Raw genomic sequence first — 25,718 nt, 5'->3', positions numbered from 1 at the left:
TCCCCCCACCAAACCGGCGAAGTTCCCTCGGCGCAACCTGACCAAACTTACCCGAACTCCGTTTTGTTTCCAAACCGGGGTTCTCGGCTTCGACCCGGCCACCTGCGAGCTGAGCGATCCACACCCCTTGGGGGCCGTACCTCTCTGCCGCTCGCGGCGACAGAGAAAACATTAGACCACCCGCACCCCGTTGACAAATCCGGGGTGCGGGTGGTCCAGATCCACGCTTGTCGAGCCGCTGTCAGCGGGCCTCGACGCCGGCGAACTTCTTCTTGCCACGGCGCAACACCAGCCAGCTGCCACCGATGAGGTCCACCTCGGATGGCACGAACTCCGGGTCCTCGATGCGCTGGTTGTTCAGGTAGGCGCCACCCTCCTTGATGGTGCGTCGCGCCTCGCCGTTGCTGCTGGCCAGACCGCTCAGCACCAGGAGGGCCACGATGTCCGGCGTCGGCTCCGACTTGTCGTACGACGCAGAGCCCGCTTCCCGGAGCGCGGCGCCCAAGGTGTCGGCGCTGAGCGCGTGCATGTCGCCGCCACCGAAGAGTGCGGCCGACGCCGCCTTGATCCGCTCGGTCTCCTCGGCACCGTGGACCAGGGTGGTCACCTGCTCAGCGAGAGTCTTCTGACCAGCGCGTAGGAACGGCTTCTCCCGGGTCTGCTCCTCCAGCTCCTCAATCTCGGCGCGCGACAGGAAGGTGAAGACGCGGAGCAACTCGCCGACCTTCTCGTCCTCGACGTTGAGCCAGAACTGGTAGAAGGCGTACGGCGAGAGCAACTCGGGGTCGAGCCACAGTGCGCCGCCCTCGGTCTTGCCGTACTTGGTGCCATCGGACTTGGTCAGCAATGGCGTGGCGATCGCGTGGGCCTTGCCGCCGAGCGAACGCCGGATCAGGTCGACACCGGCCGTGAGGTTGCCCCACTGGTCCGAGCCCCCGAACTGCAGACGGACCTCATGCTCGCGGAACAACGTCAGGAAGTCGTTGGACTGGAGCAGCACGTAGGCGAACTCGGTGAAGCTGATACCGGATTCGAGCCGCGACTTCACGACGTCGCGGGCCAGCATCCGGTTGACCGGGAAGTGCTTTCCGACGTCGCGCAGGAAGTCGATCGCCGACATCGAGGCGGTCCAGTCGTAGTTGTTCACCATCGTGGCGGCGTTCTCTCCCTCGAAGGAGAGGAACGGCTCGATCTGGGCCCGGACCCGCGCGGTCCACTCCCCCACCGTCTCGAGCGAGTTCATCACGCGCTCGCCGGACTCCTTGGGGTCACCGATGCTGCCGGTGGCGCCACCGACCAGGGCGTACGGCGTGTGGCCGGCCAACTGCAGCCGACGCGCGGTGAGGATCTGGACCAGGTGGCCCATGTGCAGGCTCGGCGCCGTCGGGTCGAAGCCCACATAGAACTTGACGCTCCCCGCGGAGAGCTCGTCGCGCAGGGCGTCGAGGTCCGTCGAGTGGGCGATCAGGCCGCGCCACTCGAGGTCGTCGAGGAGGGTGGGGTCGACAGACAACGTTCTACCTTTCGATGAATGAACAGGATGTTCGAGTCCTAGCCTGCCGCATCCCCCACCACCATGAGCAACCGGTTACTCGGCTCGAGGGCTGCGGCGGTAGGCGGAGACCGAAGGTTCGGCGTCGATCCAGAACCGCCAGGGGACGTCGGCAGCACGGGAGACGCCGACCCGCGGGCCGCGCCGTACCCGGGTCGGGCGCACCGGGGTGCCCAGCTCAAGACGGAGCGGACCGCCGGTGGTCAACGGGGTACCGCCATCGGCGCCGGTGATCCCGAGCGCTTGGCCCAAGCGACCGGGGCCACGGGCGAGGTCGCGCTCGGTGACCCGTTCGCCACGGCGGCGCTGGGCGATGTCGCGGCCCTCGACGATCTCGCCGGCGCGGAGCAACAGACCCGAAGCGACGCCGTCCAGGTCGGCGACCACGTTGCCGCACCAGTGGATGCCGTGCGAACGGTAGACGTAGAGATGGCCGGGCGGTCCGAACATGACCAGGTTGCTGGGCCGGGGTCCCCGGAAGGAGTGCGACGCCGGATCGTCGGTGCCGGCGTAGGCCTCGACCTCCGTGATCCGGAGCGCCACCGTCCCGTCAGCGGTGTCGTGGACCAGCAGACAACCAAGCAACCGTGGCGCTGCCTCGACAGCGCCACGGCTCAGGAAGTCGAAGTCAGCCGAGCCGACCACGGTGGCTCGCCACCGTCGCGCGGAGCTCGCCCAACTGCTCGGCGACGCGGACCGGTGCGGTCCCGCCACGACCCGTGCGCGCGGCTACCGAGCCTTCGACTGTGAGCACCTCGCGGACCTGCGGCGTCAGGTGCTCGGAGATCTCGGCGAACTCGGCGTCGCTGAGCTCGTGGAGCTCGATCCCCCGCTGCTCACACGCCCGGACGCAGGCGCCCGCGACCTCGTGGGCGATCCGGAACGGAACACCCTCCCGTACCAGCCACTCCGCGATGTCGGTGGCCAGCGAGAACCCCTGCGGCGCCAACTCGGCCATCCGCTCGGTGTTGAACGTCAACGTGGCGACCATGCCGGTGAAGGCGGGCAGCAGTACCTCCAAGGTGTCGACCGAGTCGAAGACCGGCTCCTTGTCCTCCTGCAGGTCCCGGTTGTAGGCCAGCGGGAGCCCCTTCAAGGTGGCCAGCAGACCGGAGAGGTTCCCGATCAGACGCCCCGCCTTCCCGCGTGCCAGTTCCGCGATGTCGGGGTTCTTCTTCTGCGGCATGATGCTGGAGCCCGTCGACCACGAGTCGTGCAGCGTGGCGAAGTCGAACTCCCGGGTCGTCCAGAGGATGACCTCCTCGGCCAGCCGGCTGACGTCGACGCCGATCATCGACGTCACGAAGGCGAACTCGGCGACGAAGTCGCGCGCAGCGGTCCCGTCGATGGAGTTGGCCACCGAGCCACTGAACCCGAGGTCGGCGGCGACCTGCTCCGGGTCCAGACCGAGGGTGGAGCCGGCCAGGGCGCCGGAGCCGTAGGGCGACTCGGCCGCTACCCGTGCGTCCCAGTCGGCCAACCGAGCCACGTCACGCAGCAGCGGCCAGGCGTGGGCCATCAGGTGGTGGGCGACCAGGACCGGCTGGGCGTGCTGGAGGTGGGTGCGACCCGGCATCACGGCATCGCCGAGTGCCGTCGCCTGATCGGCGATCGCGTCCACCAGGTCCAGTACCTGAACCGTGATGGTGCGGCCGTGGTCGCGCAGGAACGCCTTGAAGAGGGTGGCGACCTGGTCGTTGCGGGAACGCCCGGCGCGGAGCCGACCGCCGACGTCGGTGCCCACCTCGTCGAGGAGCAGACGCTCCAGAGCGCCATGCACATCCTCGTCGCTCGGGTCGGGGTGCAGGTCGCCGGCGGCGAACCGCTCGCCCAGCACGGTCAGCCCGCGCTGCAGTTCGGTGTGGTCTGCGTCGCTGAGTAGACCGGCGGTGTGCAGCGCCCGCGCATGGGCGGCCGATCCAGCCAGGTCGTACGGCGTCAGCCGCCAGTCGAAGTGGGTGGACCGCGACAGCGCATCGAGCTCAGGGCTCGGGCCGCCTGCGAACCGTCCGCCCCACAGCTTTCCGGTATTCGTGGTTCCTGCGTCGCTCACGTGTCGCACTCTCTCAAACTCAGGAGTCGTTCCGCTCGGCCCCATTGGCCAAAGCGGTGAAGCGGCGGGCCAGTTCCTCGCCGCCAAGGGGGTCGCGCCCGATCACCAGGACGGTGTCGTCGCCCGCGATGGTGCCCAGCACGTCGCCGATCTCGGCGCGGTCGAAAGCGCTCGCCAAGAACTGCGCGGCACCGGGCGGAGTACGGAGCACCACCAGGTTCGCACTCGCCTCAGCGCTGACCAGCAGTTCGCCGCAGAGCCGGCTCAGCCGAGCCTGGGCCGCACCGCTCTCGCGGACCGGGGTCGGGGTGCGGTCGCCACCTTCACCGGGGACCGCGTAGACCAGCGAACCGGAGGCGCTGCGCACCTTGACGGCGTCCAGCTCCAGCAGGTCGCGCGAGAGCGTGGCCTGCGTGACCTGAAGGCCACGGGCGGCCAACAGCTCGGCGAGCTCGACCTGGCTCTTGACCTCACCGTGTTCCAGCAGCTCGATCACCATCTGCTGGCGCGCGTTCTTGGTCAGCGGCGTCAACGCTTGGTCGTTCATCGCGGGCGCCTGCTCATCGTCGATCCTGCAGCCAGGCCATCACGGCCTTCTGCGCGTGACGACGGTTCTCGGCCTCGTCCCAGATCACGCTGCGCGGGCCGTCGAGAACCTCTGCGGTGATCTCCTTGCCACGATAGGCCGGCAGGCAGTGCATCACGATGGCGTCGTCCTTCGCGACGGCGAGGAGCTCCGCGTTGAGCTGATAGGGGGCCAGATCCGCAAGGCGTGCCGCGGACTCGTCCTCCTTGCCCATCGAGACCCAGGTGTCGGTGATCACCACGTCGGCGTCAGCGACCGCGGCGCGCGGGTCGACCTCGATGCTCACCGAACCGCCGGTGACGACCGCGATCGCCCGCGCCCGCTCAACCATCGACTCCTCGGGCTGATAGCCCAACGGCCCACTGAGCACCACGTGCATCCCGGCCGAGGCTCCGGCCAGCGCCCAGGAGTTGCCCATATTGCAGGCAGCGTCGCCGAGGAAGACCGCCTTCAATCCGGCCAGCGTGCCCTTGTGCTCGGTGATGGTCAGCAGGTCGGCGAGGAGCTGGCAGGGGTGGAACTCGTCGGTGAGCGCATTGATCACCGGGACGCCGGAGTGGGCCGCCATCTCCTCGATCGCGCGCTGCGCGTAGGTACGCCAGACGATCTGGCCCGCTTGGCGTCCGAGCACCCGCGCCACGTCCGCCACCGACTCGCGCTTGCCGATCCCGGCCAGTGCCCCGTCGACCAGCGTCGGGTGGCCGCCGAGTTCCGCGATGCCCGCGGCGAAGGAGGCCTGCGTGCGCAGGGTCGGCTTGTCGAAGATCATCGCCACGGTGACCGGGCCCTCGAGGGGCTTGGCCGCGAACGGCGCCGCCTTCATCCGTGCGGCGAGGGCCAGGACCTCCGCCTGCTCCACCGGCGTGAAGTCGTCGTCTGCCAGGAAATGCCGGGTCATCAGGAGGCCTCCGCCGCGTCGAGGATGGCCGGGAAAGCAGCCAAGAACTTCTCTGCGTCGTCCACCGTCAGCACGAGCGGCGGCACCAGCCTGATCCGAGAGGCCCGAGGCACGTTGATGATGAAGCCAGCAGCGAAAGCAGCGTCGAGAATCTTCGTGGTGTCCACGCTGTCGGCCAGGGTGAGGCCGATCATCAGGCCGCTCCCCCGGACCTCCGTGACCCGCGGCTCGGCAGCCAGCCCCTTGCGCAGCAAGGCACCGACCTCCTCAGCGTGGGTGAGCAGGTCGTCACCCTCGATGGTGTCGAGCACCGCAAGCGCCGCCGCGGTCGCCAGGGGGTTGCCGCCGAAGGTGGTGCCGTGATTGCCCGGCACCAGCAGGGCTGCCGCCGCGCCGGTGGCGAGGGTGGCACCGATCGGCACACCGCCACCAAGACCCTTGGCGAGGGTGATCAGGTCCGGCACCACGTCGCCGTCGAAGAGGGCGGGGTTCTGGTGCGCGAACCAGGTACCGGTGCGTCCGATCCCGGTCTGGATCTCATCGAGCCACATCAAGGCACCGTGCTGCTGGGTGATCTCGCGGATCCGGAGCAGGTAGTCGCGGGGTGCCACATTGACACCGGCCTCGCCTTGGACCGGCTCGACGATGACGGCGGCGGTCTGGTCGTCGACCGCAGCAGCCAAGGCGTCGGCATCACCGAACGGCACCCAGACGACGTCGCCGGGCAACGGCTCGAAGGGCGTCCGGTAGGCCTCGGTGGCGGTCAACGCCAGAGCGCCCATCGTTCGGCCGTGGAAGGCGTCCTCGGTGGCCACGATCTTGGTGCGGCCGGTCCGCCGGGTGACCTTGAAGGCAGCCTCATTGGCCTCGGTGCCCGAGTTGGAGAAGAAGACCCGTGCATCGGTGCCCAGCAGGGCGACCAACCGCTCCGCCAATGCGACCTGCGGCTGGCTGGCGAAGAGGTTCGAGACGTGACCCAGCGTGTTCAGCTGCTCGGTGACGGCGTTGACGAGTGCCGGGTGGCCGTGGCCGAGTGCGTTCACCGCGATCCCGCCGAGCAGGTCGATGTACTCACGGCCATCGGTGTCCCAGACATGGGCACCCACGCCGCGCGCGAGCATCAGCTTGGGCACGCCGAAGGTGTTCATCACCGAGGCGCTGTAACGCTCCTGCCAGGTGCTCATGCGGTCCCTCCGGACTTGTCGTGCGCGGCGGTGCGCGCCTTACGGAGCTTGGTCTCCACGCCAGGCAGCACCTGGGTGCCGACACCTTCCGCGGTGAAGATCTCCAACAACACGGCATGGGCCTGACGGCCGTCGACGACGGTCGCCTTCGGCACTCCCTCGGTGACCGCCTTCAGACAGGCGGCCATCTTCGGCACCATGCCCGACGCCAGCGAGGGCATCAGCGCCGCGAGCGACTCAGGGCTGATCTCCTGGATCACGTCGTCGCTGTGCGGCCAGTCCCGGTAGAGGCCTTCGACATCGGTGAGGACGAGGAGTTTGGCGGCGCCCAACGCCACCGCCAGGGCAGCGGCAGCGGTGTCGGCGTTGACGTTGTAAACGGTGCCTTCGGTATCGGGGGCGACGCTGGAGATAACCGGGATCCGGCCGGCCTCGACCAGGTCCAGGACAGCTTCGGGCCGGACCCGGGCGACCTCGCCGACCAGGCCGAGGTCGACCTCTTCGCCGTCGACGATCGTGCTGGCGGGTTCCGCCGTGAAGAGGCCCGCGTCCTCGCCGGAGAGGCCGACCGCGATGTGACCGTGCTGGTTGATCAGGCCGACCAGCTCACGCTGGACCTGGCCGACCAGGACCATCCGGACGACGTCCATCGCTTCGGGTGTGGTGACCCGGAGACCGCCGCGGAACTCGGACTCGATGCCGAGCTTGTCGAGCATCTGTGAGATCTGCGGACCGCCGCCGTGGACCACGACCGGCTTGAAACCGGCGTAACGGAGGAAGGCGATATCTTCGGCGAACGCCTTCTTCAAGGAGTCGTCGGTCATCGCGTTGCCGCCGTACTTCACCACGATGATCTGACCGTGGTACTGCATCAGCCAGGGCAACGCCTCGGCCAGGACGGCAGCCTTCGCGGGGTCGGGACCGTTATAGGTAGTCATGAGGAGTAGGCACTGTTCTCGTGGACGTAGGCGTGGGTGAGGTCGTTGGTCCAGACGGTGGCACGCTCGGTACCTGCCTTGAGGTCGATCGTCACCGAGACCTCCCTGGCGGTGAGATCCACCAGTGCTGGGTCCTCGTCGGGCGTGGAGTTGCGGCAGACCCAGACCCCGTTCATCGCGACGTCGAGGTTGGCCGGGTCGAAGGCGGCCTGGGTGGTCCCGACACTGGCCAGCACCCGGCCCCAGTTCGGGTCCTTGCCGAAGACGGCTGCCTTGAACAGGTTGGACCGGGCGACGCTCCGGCCCACCTCGACGGCCTCGTCCTCGCTGACCGCATTGAGCACGGTGATCGCGATCTCGTGATCGGCGCCCTCGGCGTCCTTGAGCAACTGCATGGCCAGATCGGTGCAGACCTGGGTCAGCGCCTCGGTGAAGTCGGCGAGTGGCGGCGTGATCCCGCTGGCGCCGCTGGCCAGCAGGGTGACCGTGTCGTTGGTCGACATGCAGCCGTCGGAGTCGAGCCGATCGAAGCTGACCCGAGTCGCAGCGCGCAGCGCCGTGTCCAGGTCGGCGGCAGGCACCACAGCGTCGGTGGTGATCACGACCAGCATCGTGGCCAGCGCCGGCGCCAGCATGCCGGCGCCCTTGGCCATCCCGCCGATCTTCCAGCCGGCTCCTTCGACAACGACCTGCTTGCTCACCGTGTCGGTGGTCATGATCGCGGCAGCGGCGTCCCCGCCGCCTTCTGCGGCGAGCGAGGCGGCAGCTGCCTCGACACCGGCGAGCAGGTCGTCACGCGAGTTGGCCAGGCCGATCAGGCCGGTCGAGCAGACGACGACGTCGATCGCGCCCACGCCGACCTTCTCGGCCACCTTCTCGGCGACGGCGTGCGTGGTCTGGAAACCTTCGGCGCCGGTGTAGCAGTTGGCGCCACCGGAGTTCAGCACGACGGCACGGACCACGCCGTCCTTGGCGACCTCCTGGCTCCACAGGACGGGGTTGGCCTTGCACCGGTTGGCGGTGAAGACGTTGGCGGCGTCGAAGGTCGGACCCTGGTTGACGACCAGAGCGAGATCCTTGGCGCCGGTCGACTTGAGGCCGGCGGCGACGCCGGCGGCGATGAAGCCGGCTGGTGCGGTGATGCTCATGAAGTGCCCTTTCGGGAGGGAGTGACGGGAACGGCGGGGGCTACGGTGTGCCCTCGTCGTCGCCATTCCTCCACCGCTGCCTCAGCCTTGCTCTGCGGCACCAGCAGCCATTCGTTGGAGTAGGTGGTCACCACGCGCGCCGGGATACCGGCCTCGGCCAGCGGGTTCAACAGGTCCACGAGGGTCGTGGCGTCGTCGACGTCACGCTGACCCTCGATCAGGAAACCGGTCAGCGGCTTGAGACTGACCACCTTGTTCGGCACCGAGCGGGTGGCGCAGATGACCGCTGTCTCCTTGGCGGTGGCGATGATGCCGAAGAGGCTCGCCGACTCCGCCCAGGCAGGGATCTCGGCACCCGGTCCGAACCGGACGATGGCCAGCTTCTCGGGGTACTGCGACAGCGTGCTCATGGTGCGACTCCCACGGTGGAAAGGCCGGTCTTCTCGTCGATTCCGAGAGCCAGGTTCATGCATTGGACGGCGGCACCGGCGGTGCCCTTGGCAAGGTTGTCGACGGCGCCGACGATGACCAACCGGTTCGCGGTCTCGTCGACGGCGACCTGCAGGTGCACAGCGTTGGAGCCGGTCACCGATTTCGTCTGCGGCCACTGGCCGGCAGGCAACAGGTGGATGAACGGCTCGTCCGCGTAGGCGGCCCGGTAGATCTCGTACGCCTCCTCGGTGCTGATCGGCGAGGCGAGCGGGGCGCTCACGGTAGCGAGGATGCCGCGCGGCATCGGCACCAGAAGCGGCGTGAAGCTGACCTTGACGCCCTGACCGCCGGCGGCGATCAGGTTCTGCACGATCTCGGGCGTGTGCCGGTGGACTCCGCCGACGCCGTAGGCGCTGGCGTTGCCCATCACTTCACTGCCGAGCAGGTTGGTCTTGGCCGCCTTACCGGCACCGCTGGTGCCGGAGGCGGCGACCACCACGATGTCGGGCTCGACGATGCCGGCGGTCACCGCCGGGGCAGCGGCGAGGGTCGAGATCGTCGGGTAGCACCCCGGGACGGCGATCCGCCGGGCGCCGCTGAGCTTGGCCCGCTGGCCGAGCAGCTCGGGGAGGCCGTAGGGCCAGGAGCCGGCATGCGGGCTGCCGTAGAACTTCTCCCACGCTGCGGCGTCGGTGAGCCGGAAGTCCGCGCCACAGTCGATGACCACGACGTCGTCGCCGAGTTGTTCGGCGATCGCGGCCGACTGGCCGTGCGGCAGGCCGAGGAAGACGACGTCGTGTCCGGCCAGGTTCTCCAGGTCGGTCGGCGCCAGGACCCGCTCCGCGAGCGGCACCAGGTGCGGCTGCAGGACGCCAAGCTTCTCCCCTGCGTTGGACCCGCCGGTGAGCGCGCCGATCTCTACTTCCGGGTGCCCGAGCAGGAGCCGCAGGACTTCGCCCCCGGCATATCCACTCGCACCGGCAACCGCTACGGAGTACCTCGTCGTCATATGCATGACTATACAGAGCTTTGCATGATCTCGCACTCGCGGTATCGCGTGTCGGGCGTTCGGACTAACGTCGAGCCATGGACACCAGCCTCACTCCTGAAGCCTACCTAGCCCACATCAAGGCCGACTCCGCCCGCTTCCGCGAGGTCCTGGCCGACGCCGATCCGTCGGCCTCGGTCCCGTCCTGCCCCGACTGGAACAGTGATGACCTCCTGCTCCACCTCGGCGAGGTGCAGTGGTTCTGGGCGCAGACCCTGCGCCGCCGGCCGACGGCACCCGATCCGGAGACGGGCTGGGGCGAGCCCGACTTCGCCAAGGACCGCGCCGGGCTGCTCGCCTTCTTCGACGCATCGTCCGCCGAGCTCCAGGATGCCCTGGCGACCGCGGCGCCCACGGACGCCGCCTGGACCTGGGCCGACGATCAGACCGTCGGCTTCATCCTGCGCCGCCAGGCTCACGAGGCGCTGATCCACCGTCTCGACGCCGAACAGACCACGGGGAAGGCCGGCACCCTCGATCCGCAGCTCAGCGCAGACGGTGTCCACGAAGCGCTGGCGGTGATGTTCGCCGGCGCACCCGAGTGGGGCACCTTCACCCCTGCGCCACACACGGTCCGGGTGGAGCTGACCGACACCGGCCACGAGCTTCTGGTCCAGCTCGGCCGGTTCACCGGGGTGAGTCCGGACGGCGTCGAGCACGATGAGGACGACATCGCGATGGCCACCGAAACGAACGACGGCGGCCCGGCCAGCGCGGTTCTCGCTGGCCGGGCCGCCGACATCGACTCCTGGCTGTGGCACCGGTCCGATGAGTCAGCACTCTCCCTCACCGGCGACACCGAGGCGGTCGAGCGCTTCCGCGCCGTGCTCGCCCAACCGTTGGACTGAGCCGCTAGGCCCGCTGGACGGCTCCGGTCCGCTCGGTCGCCAACGCGACCGCTGCGTCGCGGGCAGCGCCTGCCTCGCCCTCCTTGAGGGTGCGATCGGCGGCCCGGAACCGGAGCGCGAAGGCGAGCGACTTCTTGCCCTCGCCCACCTGCTCGCCGGTGAAGACGTCGAAGAGCCGGATCGACTCCAGCAGCTCACCCGCGCCCTCGCGCAGCGCCTCCTCGACCGCGATCGCCGGGGTCTCGTCGTCGACGACCAGGGCGACGTCCTCCTTCGCGACCGGCTGGGTGGAGACCACCGAGGCCGGGCGCAACAGCACGGCGTTCTCGATCAGCACATCCAGATCGATCTCGGCGGCGACGCTTCCGCGCGGCAGGCCGAGCGCGGTGCAGACCTTCGGGTGCAGTTCACCGGCGTGACCGATGACCACGCCGGCCACACTCAGCTCCGCGCAGCGGCCCGGGTGCCACGGTGCGTACTCGACGCCCCGGGCCGAGACCGCGAGACCGACCGAGTCGGCGACCGCACGGACCGCGTCGACAGCATCGGACCAGCTGACCTGGCGCCCCTCGCCCCACCAGCCGGAGAGCTCGGCCTCGCCCACAGCGACCAGCGCCAACCGCAGTGGCTGGTGCGGGATCGCGGCGTTCAGGGCGGCGAACTCCTCATCGCTCGGCCGACGGTCGACCGGCAGGATCGGGGCTGCGCCACCGGTCGGCAGCGTCACCGACGCCGTCTCGAAGATGCCGAACGAACCGTTGCCGTAACCGACGTTGCGCGCCGCCGTCCGCAGCAGGCCCGGCAGGACCGTGGTGGTCATCAGCGGAGCTTCACTACTCAGCGGGTTCTCCAGACGGAGCGCGTTGCGGCGCTCGTCGTCGGCAGGGATACCGAGCACGTCGAAGTCGGCGGCGCCGACGAACGGGAAGGTGATCACCTCGACGAAACCCTCGCCCGCGATGGTCCGGCCGAAACGACGGCGCAACTGCTGGGCGACGGTGAGGCCGCGCCCGGCGGGTGGGACCGGTAGCACCGACGGCACCTTGTCGTAACCGACGAGCCGGATCACCTCTTCGGTGGTGTCCTGCGGGTCGGTCATGTCCGGGCGCCACGGCGGCGGCGTCACGGAGAGCTGACCGGAGCCGGTGACCTCGCAGCCGACGGCACGCAGCGCCTCGATGGCGGTCTCCTCGGAGATCTCCATGCCGGAGACCTTGGCGGCCTTGTCACCGGCGACCGTGATCGGCGCGATCACGGGCGGCGTGCCGACCACGGTCACCCCCTCGCCGGCGGTCCCGCCGCCGTGCGCGAGGAGGAGTTCGACGACCCGGTCGGCCGCGGCCTCGCAGATCGTCGGGTCGACGCCGCGCTCGTTGCGCTTTCCGGCCTCCGACGAGATCTTGTGGCGCTTACCGGTACGGAACATCGAGACGGCGTCCCAGTGCGCGGCTTCGATGAGGATCGACGTGGTGGCTTCGCCCATCTCCGTGGTCTCGCCGCCCATCACACCACCGAGCCCGATGATCCCGGAGTCGTCGACGACGACCAGGTCCTCGGTGCTCAACGCACGAGCGGTGCCGTCGAGCGTGGTCAGCTTCTCCCCCGCCACCGCGCGGCGGACGACCAGAGCACCCTGCACCTTGTCGGCGTCGTAGCCGTGGATCGGACGGCCGGTCTCCAGCATCACGTAGTTGGTGATGTCGACGGCCAGCGAGACCGAACGCATCCCGGCGCTGGAGATCCGCGCGGCGATGAAACCGGGGGTCGGTGCGGTCGGGTCGAAGCCCGTGACGGTACGCGCCACGAAGACCGGGCAGCCGGTGGCGTCCTCGACCCGGACCGGATGGCCCGAACCGTTCGCCGCCGGCGTCTCGCGCAGCGCCGGGTCGCGGTAGTTGGTCGCGCCGTCGACCGAGACCAGCACATCGCGGGCGATCCCGCGCAGGCTCAGGCCGTAGGCACGGTCCGGGTTGACCTCGAACTCGATGATCTCCTCGTCCAGGCCGAGGATCGAGCGCACGTCGGTGCCGGGCTCGCCGGCGTCCGGGTCGAGCACGATGATGCCGTCGCCGGCGTCCCAGACGGTGCCGTCGAGGCCGAGCTCGGCGGCCGAGCAGATCATTCCCGCCGAGAGGTGCCCGTAGGTCTTCCGCTCCGAGATCGCGAAGCCACCGGGCAGCACGCCGCCGGGCAGCACGACCACGACCTTGTCGCCGGGGCCGAAGTTGTGTGCACCACAGATGATCCCCTGCGGCTCACCGGTGCCGTTGGCGTCGCCGACGTCGACGGTGCACCAGTTGATCACCTTGCCGTTCTTCTGCGGCTCCTTGTCCTGGGTGAGGACGGTGCCGATCACCAGCGGACCGGTGATCTCCGCGCCGGGGCTGGTGATCGCCTCCAGCTTGAGGCCGGTCATGGTGAGCCGACGGGTCAGCTCCTCGGTGGTGACCTCCACGGGGACGTCTACGTACTCCTTGATCCAGGAGAGTGCGGTCTTCATCGTTGTCTCTCCTCTCAGATCTCGGTGCCGAAGGCGGCGCTGAAGCGGACGTCGCCCTCGAACAGGGGCCGTAGGTCGTTCAGGTTGTGCCGGAACATGAAGGTCCGGTCGATGCCGAAGCCGAACGCGAAGCCGGAGTAGACCTCCGGATCGATGCCGGCGGCGATCAGCACCCGCGGATTGACGACGCCGCAGCCGCCCCATTCGATCCAACCCTCGCCGCGGCAGGTACGGCAGGACTCCGGGTTCTCGTTACGGCAGACGAAGCAGAGCAGATCGACCTCGGCGCTCGGCTCGGTGAACGGGAAGTAGGAGGGGCGGAAGCGGGTCACGATGCCATCGCCGTAGAGCTGGGCGGCGAGGTGGTCCAGCGACCCCTTGAGGTGCGCCATGGTGATGCCCTCGTCGACCACCAGGCCTTCGACCTGGTGGAACATCGGGCTGTGCGTGGCGTCGTACTCGTCGGTGCGGAAGACCCGTCCCGGGCAGGCCACGTAGATCGGCGGCTTGCGGGTCAGCATGGTCCGGGCCTGGACCGGCGAGGTGTGCGTGCGGAGCACCACGTTGTTCTCGGCCGGGGTGGTCCAGAAGGTGTCCTGCATGGTCCGCGCCGGATGGTCCGGACCGAGGTTCAGGGCGTCGAAGTTCAGCCACTCCGCCTCCACCATCGGCCCCTCGGCGATCTCCCAGCCCATCGCCACGAAGATGTCGGCGATCGTCTCGGACTGCAGGGTGATCGGATGCCGCGCACCGTGGCGACGGCGCTCCGTGGGCAGCGTGACGTCGACCGTCTCGGTGGCCAGCATCCGCTCCTCGTGCTCAGCCTCCAGGACCTCCTGACGGGCGGCCAGAGCCTTGTTGACCGCGCCGCGGGCCTGGCCGACGCGGGCACCTGCCTCCTTGCGCGCCTGCGGCGGCAGGGCACCGATCTCGCGGTTGGCCAGCGCCAACGGGGAACGGTCACCCGCGTGGTCGAGGCGCACCTGCTTGAGCTCGGCGAGGTCGCCAGCGGTGGCGATCGCCGCGAGTGCGGCCTCGCGCATGGCCTCGACCTCATCGGCACGCAACGGCGTGACCTCGACGGGGTCGTAATCGGTGTTAGGTCCCGACATGACTGCCTTCATGGTTCGACGATGGGGGCGCGGCTGCGCCCACCGGCCTAGTTTAGGAACCCCTGTGCCGAACCGGCCAACCGGTTACCCGCGTGGGCCGGAGACCGGGAGCTCGATCCTGATCCGGGCCCCACCCGAGCTGGCATCGCCGACGCTGACGGTTCCACCGTGAGCACGGACCAGGGCACCCACGATGTAGAGGCCGAGACCACTGCCGCCCCGCTCGCCGTGCTTCCAGAACTTCGTGAAGACCCGGCCCCGGATCTGCGGAGCCACGCCGGTTCCGTCGTCCTCGATGTCGAGCCGCACCCGATGCACGTCCAACGCACTGAGCTCGACCCGGACCTCGTCGTCACCGTGCCGGACGCCGTTCTCCACCAGGTTGACCACGATCTGGGTGAACTTGTCCGGATCGACCTCGACCTCGGGCAGCCCCGCCTCGATGGCGACCCGGATCGGGCGGGCGGTCCCGGCCCGCACCGACTCGACCGCGCGCTCGACCAGGACGCCGAGGTCACTGGGACGCGGGTAGAGCGAGAGACGGCCGGTGTCGATCCGCGCCACGTCGAGCAGCTCCGCGATCAGCCGCGCCAACCGGTCACTGTCGGAGTGCACCGTGGTCAACATCAGCTTCTTCTGATCGTCGTTGAGCTTGTCCCAACGGTTCAGCAGGACCTGGACGAACCCCTTCACCCCGGTCAGCGGCGAGCGCAGCTCATGGGCCACCGTGGCCACCAGGTCGGACCGTTCCCGGTCCAGGCGGGCCCGGCCTCGGCCCGAGCGGAGCACGATGCCGACATGGTCGATCCGCTCCCCGGGCGCGGTCCGCGAGATCCGGGCGCTGACCAGGACCTCGGCGCCGTCGGGGAGCAACCAGGACTGTTCCGGAACACCGCTACGGGTACTCAGCCCGGCGAACGGCTGGTTGCGCTGCACCCAGCCACGCCCTCGATGGTCCTGAAGGCGCAGCACGTCGACGAGTGGCTCCCCCACCGTTCCCCCACCGAGCATCGCGCGGGCGGCGGTATTGATGGCCACGACGACGCCGTCGCCGTCGCTGACCACCACGCCGTCAGGGAGGAGGTCGATCACAAGGAGAAACCTAGCGAGAAAGCGGACGTTGCGCGCGGGCGCTGGCGTAGAGGCAGAGCGCGGCGGCGGTGGCCAGGTTCAGACTCTCCGCTCGACCGTGGATCGGAATCCGGACCCGGTGGTCGGCGAGCGCGGCGAGCTCGTCGGGAAGACCCCAGGCCTCGTTGCCGAAGAGCCACGCCGTTGGACGACTCAGTAGATCCGTGTCGGCGGCGTCGTCGAGGTCGACCTCGCCGGCTCCGTCGGCCGCCAGCACCTGGAGGCCCGCAGCTTGCGCCTGCGCGACGGCGGCTGCCTGGTCGGCGACCTTGCTGAGCGGGAGGTGGAAGATACTGCCCACGCTGGCGCGGACGGTGCGCGGATGGTGCGGGTCGACCGAGTGACCGGCCAGGATGACCCCGGCTGCGCCCGCGGCGTCAGCGGTCCGGATCACCGTGCCGGCGTTGCCCGGGTCCCGGACGTCGGCGCAGATGGCGACCAGACGGGTACCCGGGAGCCAGGTATCGACATCGACGTCGAGGCTTCGGCAGACCGCGACCACACCGGCCGGCGTGGCGGAGTCCGACAGGGAGGCGAGCGCCCGGTCGTCGACCAGCGTCCACGGCACCTCGTCGGTGATCAGCGAGCTGAACTGTTCGGCGGCGGCGGGGGTGGCGAAGACCTCCAGCACGCGGCCCGGCCGGGCAAGTGCGCCCTCGACCGCCTTGGGACCGTCGGCGAGGAACTGTCCGGCCTCGTCCCGAAATGCACGACGGGCGAGCTTCCGCGCGTTCTTGACCCGGCTGTTGCCGCTGGTCAGCGGCACCTGGTCAGTGCGGAAACTCGCCACGTCGGAAAAACAGCTTGAGATCAGGAGAACCTGAAATCAGGCGGTGGCCTCTTCGCGAGGAGCGTTGACGTCCTCGGGCAGAGCGGCCTTGGCCAGCGCCACCAGAGCGGAGAACGCCGGAGCGTCGTTGACGGCGAGGTCAGCGAGGATCTTGCGGTCGACCTCGATCTCAGCGGCCTTGAGGCCCTGGATGAAGCGGTTGTAGGTCATACCCTCCGCGCGGGCCGCAGCGTTGATGCGCTGGATCCAGAGCTTGCGGAACTCGCCCTTCTTGGCCTTGCGGTCACGGTAGTTGTAGACCAGCGAGTGGGTGACCTGCTCCTTGGCCTTGCGGTACAGGCGCGACCGCTGGCCGCGGTAACCGCTGGCCCGCTCGAGGACTACCCGGCGCTTCTTCTGGGCGTTTACCGCCCGCTTGACGCGTGCCACTTCATTACTCCTTGATGCTTGAAAAGGTCAGGGCGGGTCAGAGACCCAGCAGCTTCTTCGCGGGCTTGACGTCGGCCTTCGCCAGCTCGACGGTGCCGGTCATCCGACGGGTGACCTTCGACGCCTTCTTCTCGAGGTTGTGGCGCTTGCCGGCCTTCTCGCGCAGGATCTTGCCCGAGCCGGTCACCTTGAACCGCTTCTTGGCACCGGAGTGCGTCTTGTTCTTCGGCATGGAAATGCTGCTCTCTACTCGCGTACTGCGTGGTGGTTAGTGCTGTGACTCAGAGGTCGATATCCGGGTCAAGATTCTCGGAGCGCTTGCGCTCTTTCTTCTGGGCGACCGGACCGGTCTGCGCGGCCTTACGCTCGGCGTCGACCTCAGCCTGCTCGGCGGCGCGCTCCTCGGCGGCGCTCACCTTGGCGGCCTTGACCTCAAGCTTGGCGTCGGCCTTCTTCTTGTGCGGGCCGAGGACCATGATCATGTTGCGGCCGTCCTGCTTCGGCGAGGACTCCACGAAGCCCAGCTCCGAGACGTCTTCAGCCAGGCGCTGCAGCAACCGGAAACCGAGTTCAGGACGGTGTTGCTCACGACCACGGAACATGATCGTGATCTTGACCTTGTCGCCAGCCTTGAGGAACCGCACGACGTGACCCTTCTTGGTCTCGTAGTCGTGGGCGTCGATCTTCGGACGAAGCTTCATCTCCTTGATGATGACGTTCGTCTGATTCCGACGGGCTTCACGGGCCTTCTGGGCGTTCTCGTACTTGAACTTCCCGTAGTCCATGAGCTTGCAGACAGGCGGCTTGCCCTGGGGTGCGATCTCGACCAGGTCGAGGTCAGCCTCCTGAGCCAGTCGCAGTGCATCGCCCGTAGGAACGATGCCGACCGTCTCGCCGTTGGGTCCAACGAGGCGGACCTCGGGAACCCGGATCCGATCGTTGATGCGCAACTCCGTGCTGATGTGTCCTCCTGGGGCCAGATTGTCTGAAGAGCGAAAAAGGCTTCCGCTCACCAAGCGAAAGCCAGTCTTCAGGTGCCCGGAGGAACCTAATCGCACCAACCACAGCCGCGTTTCACCACGCCAGCAGTTCTGCGGACCGGACCCGACGACCTAGGGTCGATGCGGGTGGGAAGTCGAAACCTCCGCTTGGAAGATGGAGTCAGCCGCACCGTGCGCAACCGTTTCCATCGGTCGAGGAATGAGACTACACCGGCGGACCGGCGCGGTGCTAATCGACGTCGTCAGCGGCGGGCTGGAGCCAACCGGACTGACCGTCGACCTCGACCAGGGTCCATCCCGAGGCCAGACCGACCAGGTCGTCACCTTGGACGACGAAGTTGATCGGACCGGCGACGTCGATCACCAGCGCGACCGCGTCGTCCTGGAGTGCCGACTGCGCCGCCACCTGAGCCGGCACGGCGACCGGGCGCGCTTCGGGGTTCCAGGCGGTGAGGGTCTCCACGCCGGAGAAGGCGAGCAGCGCCAGACGGCCGTCGCGGCCCTGCATCAGCACGGCGGCCATGTCACTCGACTTGTCGTGGGCCAGGCCCGCCTCGTCGTACTCGACCTCACCGAGGAGCGCCACCACCGGAACCAACAGCCTCACCTCTTGCAGCGCCCGGAGCACCGCCGCGCTGCGGCTACGGTCCTGCGCCCAGGCCGTCATCGCCTCGACCAGCACCGCCGGCCGGTCTCCGCGATCGTCGGGGAAAGAGCTTTCGATGAGCTTGGCACCGGCGAAGCGATCGGGGTTGAGGTTCACCATGATGGCTCCAGCCTAGGCGAGCCGCCACCAAAGGTGTGAAAGCCTGTACCTATGAACGATCTCGGTTGGCAAGCGCTCGCCGCGGCACTCACGCTCCTCGGCGGCGCATGGACCTTCTATGCCGCGCGCACCAGGGGCGCAGCCGCCACCGTGCGCGGCGCCGGGCTCACGCTGCTCGCCCCGGCCGCGCTCTTCACCGGCACGCTGGAGATGGCCGGCGAGATGGCCTCCGCCGTCGCCGACTGGGCGAGCGGGCTCGTCTTCAGCCCCGTGGTCTGGCTGGGTGTGCTGCTGGCGGGGCTCGCTGCGCTACTGCTGGTCCTCGCCGGCTGGCTGGACCGGCGTGGTGGTGACTCCCCCACCAAGGACGGCACCAGGAGCGCGCCCCCGATCAGCCCTGGTGGCCGCGGTGCCCCGGCGATCGACGACGACCTCTCCGAAATCGAAGCACTTCTCAAGAAGCGGGGTATCACGTGATCGACGCCGAGATCGAGCGGCACCGGCTAGCCCCCCGACTCAGCGCCGCCGTCGCGGCTGCCCCCACCCCGTTGCAGACCCCGGCAATGGTGGTCGACCTCGACGCCTTCGACGCCAACGCCGCGGATCTGCTGCGCCGCGCTGGCGGTACCCCGATCCGGGTCGCCTCCAAGTCGTTGCGGGTGCCGGCCCTGATCGATCGCGCGCTCGCCATGCCGGGCTTCGCCGGGGTGCTCGCCTACTCCCTGCGCGAAGCGCTCTGGTTGCACCAGGAACGAGGTCTGGATGACCTGGTGATGGGCTACCCCAGCGTCGATCGGGCTGCCCTCGCCCGACTGGTCAGCTCGCCGTCGGCCGCGGCTGCGATCACTCTGATGGTCGACGACGCCGCCCACCTCGACGTGGTCGACTCGGTCCGCTCCTCCAAGGCCGTCCCGATCCGGATCGCGATCGACGTCGACGCCGGGCTGCGGCTGGCCAGCCAGCACGTAGGGCCGAAGCGATCCCCGCTGCACGACGTCGCCGGGGTCACCGCGCTGGCCGAAGAGATCACCCGGCGTCCGGGATTCACCCTGGTCGGCGTGATGACGTACGAGGGGCAGGTCGCTGGCGTCCCGGACGCCGTCCCGCACCAACGTGCCAAGTCGCTGGTGGTCCGTCGGCTCAAGGCGGCCTCGATCGACCAACTCGCCGAACGCCGCGCCGCCATCAATACCGCCCTGGCGCACCTGGTCGAGTTGGAGTTCTGGAACGCCGGGGGCTCCGGCTCGATCGAGTCGTCGGCCGCCGACCCGGTGGTCACCGAGGTCGCCGCCGGCTCCGGACTCCTGGTGCCGGGCCTCTTCGACCACTACCAGTCGTTCCGGCCCCGCCCGGCCGCCTTCTTCGGCGTCCCCGTGGTCCGTCGCCCGACACCTCAGATCGCGACCGTTGCCGGTGGCGGCTTCATCGCCTCCGGCCCACCCGGCAAGGATCGGGTGCCGGTCCCCTGGCTCCCCGTGGGCTTGGAGCTGACCGGCTTGGAGGGCGCCGGCGAGGTGCAGAGCCCGCTCACCGGACGGGCCGCCGCCACCTTGGAGATCGGCGACCTGGTCTGGTTCCGGCACGCCAAGTCCGGGGAGCTCTTCGAACACACGAACCAGGTCCACCTGCTCAGCGGCAGCAGCTTCGCGGAGACGGTGCCGAGTTATCGCGGTACCGGCAACTCCTTCTGACCTCGCAATGACGCTCCATCTCGACACGCTCCCGACGCCCGGTTGGTTCCTCGACCTGGTCACAGCGCGCCCGCCGCGCCTGGGGACGGGCCGGTTGCTCTGCCTGGACGGTCGGTCCGGCTCGGGCAAGTCGACCCTGGCCCGCCGGATCGCCGCCGCGAGCGGTGCTCCCCTGCTCGAGTTGGAGAGCCTCTACGAGGGCTGGGACGGTCTCCTCAGCGCACCCCAGCGCGCGGTCAACCAGATCCTGGAGCCACTGGCCGCCGGCCGGCAGGCCCACTTCCGGACCTGGGACTGGCATGCCGAGGGGTGGGGTGGGTTCCAGACCCAGCAACCGACCCCCCTGGCGATCCTGGAGGGAGTCGGCGCAGCGTCACCCGAGCTGGCTGCGTTCGCCAGCCTGACGGTCTGGCTGGAGGTTCCGGCGTCGGCACGTAAACCGAGGTCGCTGGCACGTGACGGCATCGACTTCGCCCGGCACTGGGACGCATGGGCGGCTCAGGAGGAGCATCTGCTCGCTCAGTACCCTTCGCCGCGCGCCGATGTCGTCGTCGAGCAGGACGGCACGGAGCCGCTTGCTTCGGGAGTGGACCGAGTCAGCTGAGGTGGCGGCGGATCGCCCGGACCGCGTCGATCGCCCGCTGGCCGTCGGTGGCCTGCAACGCGATCACCGAGCGCGTCGTTCCGTCGGAGAGGTCCAGCACCGCCCAGGGAGCACCACGGAGCAGCTTGATCGAGATGATCTGCGCCCACTCGTACTCATAGACCTTGTATCCGTTGACCACCACCAGGCCCTCGTCGCTGGCAGTCACCCGGCAGCGGACCAGTGCCCACCAGGCGACGGCGATCAGGATCCCGAGGGTGATCGCCGTCAGCCGCTGGAAGAGGTCGAAGTCGGCGCGGACCGAGGCCGGAAGCAGCAACCAGAGCGCGACGAAGGCACCGAGCAGGAAGAGTCCTCCAGCGATGCCGACCATCCGCACCCCCAAGGGGCGCCAGGTCTGCTCAGAGGCGGCAGGCATGGATATCGGTGAGCAGGATGCCGCGGGCACCCAGGTCGTAGAGGGCGTCCATCAACCGCTGGGCGCCGTCGCGCGGGACCATCGCCCGCACCGCGACCCAGCCTTCACGATGCAACGGGGAGACCGTCGGGCTCTCGATGCCCGGGGTGAGCGCGACGGCCGAGGAGACCTGCTCGCTCTTGATGTCGTAGTCCATCATCACGTAGGAGCGCGCCACCAGGACGCCGTCCAGGCGGCGCAGGAAGGTCTCGTAGCCAGCGGGCTTCTCAGCGCCGGCTCGGGTGATCAACACCGCCTCCGACTCCAAGATGACCTCACCGAAGGTGGCCAGTCCGGCGTACCGCAAGGTGCTTCCGGTCTCGACCACATCGGCGATCACGTCGGCGACGCCGAGCTGGATGCTGGTCTCGACGGCTCCATCGAGACGGGTCACCGTGGCGTCGATGCCGCGCTCCTCGAGGAACTGCCGGACCACACCGGTGTAGGAGGTGGCGATCCGCAGTCCGGCCAGCTCGTCCAGCGAGCTGTACCGTCCGGCCGGGCCGGCGAAGTGGAACCGCGAGCGGCCGAAGCCGAGCGAGGTGACCTCATCGGCCTGGGCGCCGGAGTCACGGAGCAGGTCGCGACCCGTGATGCCGACGTCGAGGGTGCCCTCGCCGACGTAGAGCGCGATGTCGCGCGGGCGCAGGTAGAAGAACTCGACACCGTTCTCGGTGTCGGTCAGGGCCAGCTCCTTGGAGTCGCTGCGCTGCCGGTAGCCGGACTCACGCAGGATCTCGGAGGCGGCCACGGAGAGCGATCCCTTGTTCGGGACGGCGATCCGCAGGAGCTTGTCGGTGCTCATGTACGAGGTTCCTTACAGGTGTGCGTAGACGTCGTCGAGGGTCAGACCGGTAGCCAGCATCAGCACCTGAGCGTGGTAGAGCAGCTGGCTGATCTCCTCAGCCGCTGCGTCCTTGCCCTCGTGCTCGGCGGCCATCCAGGACTCGGCCGCCTCCTCAACCAGCTTCTTGCCGATCGCATGGACCCCGGCGTCGAGCTGCGCAACGGTGCCGGAACCCTCCGGCCGGGTACGTGCCTTCTCGTTGAGTTCGGCCCACAGCTCTTCGAACGTCTTCACGGTGGATTAGCCTACGGCGTCAGGGCGTTGAGGCCGGAACCGGTCTCACTTCGCACTTCGGACACAGGGGTCACTCCACGAAGCCGCGGCGCATCTTGCGCAGCGTGGTGGCGGTGACCAGCGCGGCGCTGGTCGCTTCCCAACCCTTGTCCTCGATCGAGTCGGGCAGGCCGGCCCGGTCCAACGCCTGCTGCTCGTTGTCACAGGTGAGCAGACCGAAGCCGATCGGGGTGAGGGTGTCCAATGCGACCCGGTTCAACCCGTCGGTAGCGGCGTTGCAGACATAGTCGAAGTGCGGGGTGCCACCCCGGATCACCACACCCAACGCGATCACCGCGTCGTAGGTCGGAGCCAGCGACGCCGCCACCACCGGGAGCTCGAAGGCACCCGGCACGCGGACGATCACCGGCGCCTCGACCTTGTAGGCCTTGAGGCAACGCTCAGCACCCGCCAGCAGGCCGTCCATCACCTGGTCGTGCCAACTGGCGGCGATCACTGCGACCCGCAGGTCGTGGCAGTCGATCGGCTTGTCGGTCGGGGCTCCGGCTCCACTCACTGCTCTGCTCCTTCGGTGTTGTCGATATCGGCCAGCGCGAGGTCGGGCAGGTGGTGGCCCATCCGGTCACGCTTGGTCATCAGGTAAGCGAGGTTGTGGTCGTTGGGGTGCGGAGTCAGCGGGACCCGCTCCGCGACCTTGACACCGTAGTCCTCGATGCTGGTCACCTTGTCCGGGTTATTGGTCAGCAACCGGACCGAGTCGACCTTGAGGTCGCGCAGGATCTGGGTCGCGGCGCCGTAGTGACGAGCGTCGGCCGGCAGACCGAGGTCGAGGTTGGCGTCCACGGTGTCGCGGCCGCCGTCCTGGAGCTGGTAGGCCTGCAGCTTGGCGACCAGACCGATCCCCCGGCCCTCGTGGCCGCGCAGGTAGATGACGACGCCGCGGCCGGCCTCGACGATCCGCTCCATCGCCTCGTCGAGCTGCGGACCACAGTCGCACCGGCTGCTGCCGAAGACGTCGCCGGTCAGGCACTCGGAGTGCACCCGGGTGAGCACCGGCTCGTCACCGGAGATGTCACCGTGGACCAGCGCGATGTGCTCGCTGCGGTCCGTGGTCACCTGGTAGCCGAAGGCGGTGAACGGGCCGAACTTGGTCGGCAGCGTGGTCTCCGCGACCCGCTCGATGAGCACCTCGGTGCGGCGCCGGTAGCGGACCAGATCCTCGATCGAGATCATGGTCAGGCCGTGCTCGTCGGCGAACTCACGCAGCTCGGGGGCGCGCTTCATGGTGCCGTCGTCGTTGACCACCTCGACCAGGACGCCGGCCGGGGTCAGGCCGGCCAGGCGTGCCAGGTCGACAGCCGCCTCGGTGTGACCGCGACGGACCAGAACGCCACCCTCACGGTAACGGAGCGGGAAGACGTGACCCGGGCGGGTCAGCTCCCACGGCTCGGTCGCGGAGTCCGCGAGAACTCGGGCGGTGTGCGCCCGGTCGGCAGCCGAGATGCCGGTGCTGACGCCGTCACGAGCGTCGACGGAGATCGTGTAGGCCGTCCGTAGCTTGTCGCGGTTGTGCGGGGTCATCAGCGGGATCTCGAGGCGGTCCAGCATCGGTGCCGGCATCGGCACGCAGATCACGCCGCTGGAGTGCCGGATGGTGAACGCCATCAGCTCCGGCGTCGCCTTGGCGGCGGCGAAGATGATGTCGCCCTCGTTCTCGCGACCCTCGTCGTCGACCACGACGACGGCCTTACCGGCTGCGATGTCGGCGATGGCCTGCTCGACCGAGTCCAGCCGGACTCCCCCGTGCTGTTCGACGCTGCTCACTTCTGCTCCTCCTGAACGGCCCGATGCGGGGCCACCAATTTCTCCACGTATTTGGCGATCACGTCGACCTCGAGGTTCACCCGGTCGCCCGGTTCCCGGAAGCCGAGCGTGGTCCGGGCCAGCGTCTCGGGGATCAAGCTGACCGTGAACGACTCGGGGCCGGCTTCGACGACTGTCAACGACGTGCCGTCGATGGTGATCGAACCCTTGTCGACCAGGTAGCGCGCCAGGTTCGCCGGCAGGGCGAACTCGACGACCTCCCAGTGCTCGCTGGGGGTTCGCTTGAGCACGGTGCCGACGCCGTCGACGTGGCCCTGGACGATATGTCCACCGAGCCGCTTGTCGGCGCGCATCGCGCGCTCCAGGTTGACCCGGTCGCCTGCGGCGATCCCGGCCAACGAGGTCTTGTCGAGCGTCTCCTGCATGACGTCGGCGGTCCAGACGTCACCGGAGAACTCCGCGACGGTGAGGCAACACCCGTTGACCGCGATCGAGTCGCCGAGGTGGACATCCTCGAGCAGGTTCTCGGTACGGATCGAGAGCCGCATCGCGTCGCCCTGCGGCTCGATCCCGGCTACGGTGCCGAGCTCTTCCACGATTCCAGTGAACATCTCAGACCTTCCTGGTCAAGGTGAGGCGCACGTTCGCATCCTCACCGGCTTCGGGCGGCAGCACGGTGACGTCGCCGATGGCGAAGTGCACCGCGTCCGCGATGGTGTCGATCCCGAGGTCGCCGACGGCGTTGCGTCCGGCCCCCAACAGCATCGGGGCCAGGTAGACGACGACCTCGTCGACCAGACCGGCGTCGAGGAACGCGGCGGCCAACGTCGGCCCGCCCTCCAAGAAGACGTGACGGCGTTCCAGCGTGTGCAGTTCCGCCAACGCGGTCCGTGGGTCCCGGGTACGGAGCTGCACCGTGGGTGCGGCGTCGTCGAAGATGACGCTGGCGGGGTCGAGGTCACGCTCGCCCATCACCGCACGCAGCGGCTGCACCGCGAGCGGCTGGTCCGTCTCGTCGCGGACGGTGAGCCGCGGGTTGTCGACGGCGACGGTATTGGTGCCGACCAGCATCACGTCACAGAGTGCGCGGAGCCGATGGGTGTCGAGCCGCGCGGCCCGCGATGAGATCCACTTACTGGTGCCGTCGGCGGCGGCGCTGCGGCCGTCCAGCGTGGTGGCGAACTTCCAGGTCACGAAGGGGCGCTGATGGGCCAGGGCGAAGCTCCAGACCCGGTTGACCTCATGCGCCTCGTCGGCGAGGAGCCCGGACTCCACCTCGATGCCGGCAGCGCGCAACGTCTCAGCGCCGCCTGCCGCCTCGGGGTTGGGGTCGCTCTGAGCGAAGACCACGCGGGCGACGCCTGCATCGACCAGAGCGCGGGCGCACGGGCCGGTCCGCCCGGTGTGGTTGCACGGCTCCAGGGTGACGATGGCGGTCGCGCCACGGACGTCGATCCCCTGCTCCCGCGCGGCGTTCAACGCGGCGGCCTCGGCGTGCGGTGTACCTGCGCCGCGGTGGAAGCCTTCGACCAGGAGCTCGCCGTCAGCGGAGAGGATCACGCAGCCGACGCGAGGATTGGGCCCCAAGGGCACACCCGGCGTGGCCGCAATCACCAGCGCACGACGCATCGCGTCGTACTCGGCG

29 protein-coding genes are annotated in these 25,718 nt (G+C 68.9%); 4 read left to right on the top strand and 25 right to left on the bottom strand.

What is annotated here, in order from left to right:
• Positions 1 to 241: 241 nt before the first annotated feature.
• From tyrS to argC, 10 genes are all read right to left on the bottom strand, one after another.
• Entirely contained in the window at positions 242 to 1,513 is a 1,272-nt protein-coding gene (gene tyrS / locus ACLM5J_RS12530; protein ID WP_413656744.1) for a tyrosine--tRNA ligase, read from the bottom strand.
• A gap of 75 nt (positions 1,514 to 1,588) precedes the next feature.
• Positions 1,589 to 2,197: a DNA-3-methyladenine glycosylase gene (locus tag ACLM5J_RS12525; protein ID WP_413656743.1), complete on the bottom strand. Its 609-nt coding sequence runs from the start codon at positions 2,195 to 2,197 to the stop codon at positions 1,589 to 1,591.
• Complete coding sequence (argH, locus tag ACLM5J_RS12520) at positions 2,181 to 3,650, bottom strand: argininosuccinate lyase (protein ID WP_413656742.1); 1,470 nt, start codon at positions 3,648 to 3,650, stop codon at positions 2,181 to 2,183. The genes ACLM5J_RS12525 and argH overlap by 17 nt, the downstream gene beginning before the upstream one ends.
• Positions 3,625 to 4,152, bottom strand: coding sequence for an arginine repressor (locus ACLM5J_RS12515; protein ID WP_413656741.1), 528 nt, complete (start codon positions 4,150 to 4,152; stop codon positions 3,625 to 3,627). The genes argH and ACLM5J_RS12515 overlap by 26 nt, the downstream gene beginning before the upstream one ends.
• Positions 4,153 to 4,165: 13 nt before the next feature.
• Positions 4,166 to 5,089, bottom strand: a complete 924-nt coding sequence (gene argF / locus ACLM5J_RS12510) for an ornithine carbamoyltransferase (protein ID WP_413656740.1) — start codon at positions 5,087 to 5,089, stop codon at positions 4,166 to 4,168.
• A complete protein-coding gene (locus ACLM5J_RS12505) occupies positions 5,089 to 6,273 on the bottom strand; it encodes an acetylornithine transaminase (protein ID WP_413656739.1) in 1,185 nt (394 codons plus the stop codon). Before ACLM5J_RS12505 ends, argF begins: the two co-directional genes overlap by 1 nt.
• Entirely contained in the window at positions 6,270 to 7,211 is a 942-nt protein-coding gene (gene argB, locus ACLM5J_RS12500) for an acetylglutamate kinase (protein WP_413656738.1), read from the bottom strand. Before argB ends, ACLM5J_RS12505 begins: the two co-directional genes overlap by 4 nt.
• Complete coding sequence (gene argJ / locus ACLM5J_RS12495; protein ID WP_413656737.1) at positions 7,208 to 8,359, bottom strand: bifunctional glutamate N-acetyltransferase/amino-acid acetyltransferase ArgJ; 1,152 nt, start codon at positions 8,357 to 8,359, stop codon at positions 7,208 to 7,210. Before argJ ends, argB begins: the two co-directional genes overlap by 4 nt.
• The gene (locus ACLM5J_RS12490) at positions 8,356 to 8,769 is read right to left on the bottom strand and encodes an ACT domain-containing protein (RefSeq protein ID WP_413656736.1); all 414 of its coding nucleotides are present in this window, start codon (positions 8,767 to 8,769) and stop codon (positions 8,356 to 8,358) included. Before ACLM5J_RS12490 ends, argJ begins: the two co-directional genes overlap by 4 nt.
• On the bottom strand, positions 8,766 to 9,806 hold the full coding sequence (argC, locus tag ACLM5J_RS12485; RefSeq protein ID WP_413656735.1) for an N-acetyl-gamma-glutamyl-phosphate reductase: 1,041 nt from the start codon (positions 9,804 to 9,806) through the stop codon (positions 8,766 to 8,768). Before argC ends, ACLM5J_RS12490 begins: the two co-directional genes overlap by 4 nt.
• A 71-nt stretch (positions 9,807 to 9,877) precedes the next feature.
• On the opposite strand from argC, the gene ACLM5J_RS12480 reads away from it, so the two are divergent.
• Positions 9,878 to 10,687 (top strand): maleylpyruvate isomerase family mycothiol-dependent enzyme, encoded by an 810-nt coding sequence (locus tag ACLM5J_RS12480; protein WP_413656734.1) that lies wholly within the window; start codon positions 9,878 to 9,880, stop codon positions 10,685 to 10,687.
• 4 nt (positions 10,688 to 10,691) lie between these two features.
• On the opposite strand, the gene pheT is transcribed toward ACLM5J_RS12480, so the two are convergent.
• The 8 genes from pheT to ACLM5J_RS12440 form a co-directional block, all read right to left on the bottom strand.
• Entirely contained in the window at positions 10,692 to 13,187 is a 2,496-nt protein-coding gene (gene pheT / locus ACLM5J_RS12475) for a phenylalanine--tRNA ligase subunit beta (RefSeq protein WP_413656733.1), read from the bottom strand.
• 14 nt (positions 13,188 to 13,201) lie between these two features.
• Complete coding sequence (gene pheS / locus ACLM5J_RS12470; RefSeq protein WP_413656749.1) at positions 13,202 to 14,299, bottom strand: phenylalanine--tRNA ligase subunit alpha; 1,098 nt, start codon at positions 14,297 to 14,299, stop codon at positions 13,202 to 13,204.
• A gap of 84 nt (positions 14,300 to 14,383) precedes the next feature.
• Positions 14,384 to 15,391, bottom strand: a complete 1,008-nt coding sequence (locus tag ACLM5J_RS12465) for a sensor histidine kinase (RefSeq protein WP_413656732.1) — start codon at positions 15,389 to 15,391, stop codon at positions 14,384 to 14,386.
• Positions 15,392 to 15,401: 10 nt separating this feature from the next.
• Entirely contained in the window at positions 15,402 to 16,196 is a 795-nt protein-coding gene (locus tag ACLM5J_RS12460; RefSeq protein ID WP_413656731.1) for a TrmH family RNA methyltransferase, read from the bottom strand.
• Positions 16,197 to 16,256: 60 nt separating this feature from the next.
• Positions 16,257 to 16,649 carry a 50S ribosomal protein L20 gene (rplT, locus tag ACLM5J_RS12455; protein ID WP_413656730.1) on the bottom strand — a complete coding sequence of 131 codons (393 nt, stop codon included), beginning with the start codon at positions 16,647 to 16,649 and terminating at the stop codon, positions 16,257 to 16,259.
• A gap of 37 nt (positions 16,650 to 16,686) precedes the next feature.
• The gene (gene rpmI / locus ACLM5J_RS12450) at positions 16,687 to 16,881 is read right to left on the bottom strand and encodes a 50S ribosomal protein L35 (RefSeq protein ID WP_413656729.1); all 195 of its coding nucleotides are present in this window, start codon (positions 16,879 to 16,881) and stop codon (positions 16,687 to 16,689) included.
• Positions 16,882 to 16,930: 49 nt separating this feature from the next.
• Positions 16,931 to 17,599, bottom strand: a complete 669-nt coding sequence (gene infC / locus ACLM5J_RS12445; protein ID WP_413656728.1) for a translation initiation factor IF-3 — start codon at positions 17,597 to 17,599, stop codon at positions 16,931 to 16,933.
• Between the two features lie 280 nt (positions 17,600 to 17,879).
• The gene (locus ACLM5J_RS12440; protein WP_413656727.1) at positions 17,880 to 18,416 is read right to left on the bottom strand and encodes an SseB family protein; all 537 of its coding nucleotides are present in this window, start codon (positions 18,414 to 18,416) and stop codon (positions 17,880 to 17,882) included.
• 51 nt (positions 18,417 to 18,467) lie between these two features.
• Here ACLM5J_RS12440 and ACLM5J_RS12435 point away from each other — a divergent pair, with 51 nt between their 5' ends.
• From ACLM5J_RS12435 to ACLM5J_RS12425, 3 genes are read left to right on the top strand one after another with little or no spacing between them, the layout of a single operon-like run.
• The gene (locus ACLM5J_RS12435; RefSeq protein WP_413656726.1) at positions 18,468 to 18,893 is read left to right on the top strand and encodes a hypothetical protein; all 426 of its coding nucleotides are present in this window, start codon (positions 18,468 to 18,470) and stop codon (positions 18,891 to 18,893) included.
• Positions 18,890 to 20,107, top strand: a complete 1,218-nt coding sequence (locus ACLM5J_RS12430; RefSeq protein WP_413656725.1) for an amino acid deaminase/aldolase — start codon at positions 18,890 to 18,892, stop codon at positions 20,105 to 20,107. Before ACLM5J_RS12435 ends, ACLM5J_RS12430 begins: the two co-directional genes overlap by 4 nt.
• 7 nt (positions 20,108 to 20,114) lie before the next feature.
• Positions 20,115 to 20,711 (top strand): 4-amino-4-deoxy-L-arabinose transferase, encoded by a 597-nt coding sequence (locus ACLM5J_RS12425; protein WP_413656724.1) that lies wholly within the window; start codon positions 20,115 to 20,117, stop codon positions 20,709 to 20,711.
• On the opposite strand, the gene ACLM5J_RS12420 is transcribed toward ACLM5J_RS12425, so the two are convergent.
• From ACLM5J_RS12420 to ribD, 7 genes are all read right to left on the bottom strand, one after another.
• On the bottom strand, positions 20,704 to 21,129 hold the full coding sequence (locus ACLM5J_RS12420; protein ID WP_413656723.1) for a PH domain-containing protein: 426 nt from the start codon (positions 21,127 to 21,129) through the stop codon (positions 20,704 to 20,706). The two genes, ACLM5J_RS12425 and ACLM5J_RS12420, sit on opposite strands and share 8 nt — an antisense overlap.
• Positions 21,113 to 21,973 carry an ATP phosphoribosyltransferase gene (hisG, locus tag ACLM5J_RS12415; protein WP_413656722.1) on the bottom strand — a complete coding sequence of 287 codons (861 nt, stop codon included), beginning with the start codon at positions 21,971 to 21,973 and terminating at the stop codon, positions 21,113 to 21,115. Before hisG ends, ACLM5J_RS12420 begins: the two co-directional genes overlap by 17 nt.
• Before the next feature lie 12 nt (positions 21,974 to 21,985).
• A complete protein-coding gene (locus ACLM5J_RS12410; protein WP_343992439.1) occupies positions 21,986 to 22,249 on the bottom strand; it encodes a phosphoribosyl-ATP diphosphatase in 264 nt (87 codons plus the stop codon).
• A gap of 70 nt (positions 22,250 to 22,319) precedes the next feature.
• Positions 22,320 to 22,805: a 6,7-dimethyl-8-ribityllumazine synthase gene (gene ribH / locus ACLM5J_RS12405; protein WP_413656721.1), complete on the bottom strand. Its 486-nt coding sequence runs from the start codon at positions 22,803 to 22,805 to the stop codon at positions 22,320 to 22,322.
• Positions 22,802 to 24,073, bottom strand: a complete 1,272-nt coding sequence (locus tag ACLM5J_RS12400) for a bifunctional 3,4-dihydroxy-2-butanone-4-phosphate synthase/GTP cyclohydrolase II (RefSeq protein ID WP_413656720.1) — start codon at positions 24,071 to 24,073, stop codon at positions 22,802 to 22,804. The genes ribH and ACLM5J_RS12400 overlap by 4 nt, the downstream gene beginning before the upstream one ends.
• Entirely contained in the window at positions 24,070 to 24,684 is a 615-nt protein-coding gene (locus ACLM5J_RS12395; RefSeq protein WP_413656719.1) for a riboflavin synthase, read from the bottom strand. Before ACLM5J_RS12395 ends, ACLM5J_RS12400 begins: the two co-directional genes overlap by 4 nt.
• 1 nt (position 24,685) lies before the next feature.
• Entirely contained in the window at positions 24,686 to 25,702 is a 1,017-nt protein-coding gene (gene ribD, locus ACLM5J_RS12390; RefSeq protein ID WP_413656748.1) for a bifunctional diaminohydroxyphosphoribosylaminopyrimidine deaminase/5-amino-6-(5-phosphoribosylamino)uracil reductase RibD, read from the bottom strand.
• Positions 25,703 to 25,718 lie beyond the last annotated feature (16 nt).

Source organism: Nocardioides sp. Bht2, assembly GCF_047308515.1.
In the GTDB taxonomy this organism is placed as follows: Bacteria; Actinomycetota; Actinomycetes; order Propionibacteriales; family Nocardioidaceae; genus Nocardioides.
The sequence above is the reverse complement of the archived record's forward strand: the minus strand, read 5'-3'. Positions and strand labels throughout refer to the sequence as shown.